This is a genomic window from Candidatus Accumulibacter vicinus (genome assembly GCF_000584955.1).
Classification (GTDB): domain Bacteria; phylum Pseudomonadota; class Gammaproteobacteria; order Burkholderiales; family Rhodocyclaceae; genus Accumulibacter; species Accumulibacter vicinus.
In genome coordinates this window covers 1-1,685 of the sequence record NZ_JDSS02000040.1, presented here as the reverse complement: position 1 = coordinate 1,685, position 1,685 = coordinate 1, and the positions used below count along the sequence as shown (strand labels likewise).

Here is a 1,685-nt window from a genome sequence, read left to right as displayed (position 1 = left end):
GGTTTCAGATCCTATCGAGGCGACAACTAGTCTGACACAGGGGGCAGGCAATGGCGCGATTGTGACACCCAACGTTGAAAATCACTGGACGAAGGAAAGCGAAGCTTGCCGAAGGTCCGGTGCATTGGAATGTTAGACCTCGCGGATTTCACGGATCGCTCTTTCTGTTTCTTTCCAGTCGGTCAGTGGGAGAAAGTTCAGGGCTGCTTCAAGCGTGCGCACACGTTTCGCATGCTCCTTAAACAGCCCGGGCAAGTCAATTTCAATTTTTGACGACAGAGCACCTTCCTGAACCTGTTGAACTCGAACCGCCATTTGTTCCATTAGGCGCGAGTGAAATGCTCTAACTTCTTCGACGAATTCGCTGCGAGGCATGTGGTATGAGCCAAGAATTGCCGACCAAGCTGGATTTCCATCGAATATCCTGTCTCGGTTATCCCATTCGATGTGGACTTGCTCTTCGTCGGACCAGATTGCAAGGTTTGCTGATGGACAGAGGTAGCCGCTATCAAGCCACCGCTTTCCTGTCCACACGATCGCAGCATCGAAGATTTCGTTGAACCGCGATTTTTCAAGAACCTCGTAGTTTTTGTCGCACCAAGCGCTGTAGGTCTTCTGCCAAGCTTTTGCGGTATCGCCCCAGATGTATTGCACAAGCTGCTCAGGGACTGGCTCGAGGATATAGGGAAGCATATTCATCAAGTCTTCGTAGAGACGAACGACCTGATAATTGCAGTAGCGACTTGCGCCGGCAGCCCGGGCGTAATCGCTGTACTCAAACAATATGGCCTCGCCAGCTTGTATCCAGTATTCGCCGTCGGTTAACCCGAACCAATGGAGACGATAGCTCCCCGGCTGTCCCCATGGGCAGATCTTCTCGATTGGGGCAAGTGCAAAATTTATGAGCACGGCAATACGACGTCTAACGTGAAGGTGAGGGGCGACGGGCCGGCATCGCCGGCACGGCGTCCCAGCGGCGAAGCCGCGCCTCGACCGGAGTGTTAGCCGTCTGTGTCATTTTCTACCGAGGGCCGAAAAGCCCTTATACCTGCTTGGGTTTGCTGCATATGCGGCTACGACTCCCTTGAATTGTTCTCCGGTGCCGGTCATGAAGTCTGTGAAGAAGGCCGACAGGTCGTGTGCCAAGGCGGTGAACCCGTCCATCGGTGTGCTTGAGAACCCCGGGTACCGGCGCTCAGACCAGTAGCCTGCGAAGCGAAGGTAGTTTTCATGATCGATCACGGCCTCGCCAATTCTGTAGCTGACCAACCCCAGGCTATACCGAAAATGAACCTCAATGATTCTATCACCACGCACGAAAGTGCCGCTCGCAAAGCCACCCCCCGAACCGACACCGGTGGCGCCTTGATTGAAGGAAAACCCATACGGTTCTAGAACACGAAGCAAGATCTCCGACCCTGCTTTCAAGTGATCAATCGGAGTTGGTGCGCTCATGCTAAGACGGCTAACGTAGAGTTAACCGGCGCGCGGAGGCGGGCTGCGGCTGGCCGCGCAAGGACAATGAGCAAGCTTGGCCTGGAGCGGAGGCCGAAGGCCGGAGTGCACTGGCAAGCACCGCTTGCCAGCGGTCCGCTCGATGCACTTGTTAGCCGTCGCTCGACCGCAAGGACGCCTCAATTGCCCCCTGTGTCAGACTAGTTGTCGCCTCGATAGGATCTGAAACC

At 55.1% G+C, this 1,685-nt stretch carries 2 protein-coding genes; both read right to left on the bottom strand.

Annotation, left to right across the window (positions count from 1 at the left end; translation table 11 throughout):
- Positions 1 to 132 precede the first annotated feature (132 nt).
- Positions 133 to 909: a DUF5984 family protein gene (locus CAPSK01_RS17495; RefSeq protein ID WP_273703989.1), complete on the bottom strand. Its 777-nt coding sequence runs from the start codon at positions 907 to 909 to the stop codon at positions 133 to 135.
- 105 nt (positions 910 to 1,014) lie between these two features.
- A complete protein-coding gene (locus CAPSK01_RS17490) occupies positions 1,015 to 1,455 on the bottom strand; it encodes a hypothetical protein (RefSeq protein ID WP_273703988.1) in 441 nt (146 codons plus the stop codon).
- Positions 1,456 to 1,685: the final 230 nt, after the last annotated feature.

What these genes read in the sequence shown, in the direction of transcription:
- CAPSK01_RS17490 (WP_273703988.1), bottom strand. Translation starts at nt 1,455, where the DNA reads ATGAGCGCACCAACTCCGATTGATCACTTGAAAGCAGGGTCGGAGATC.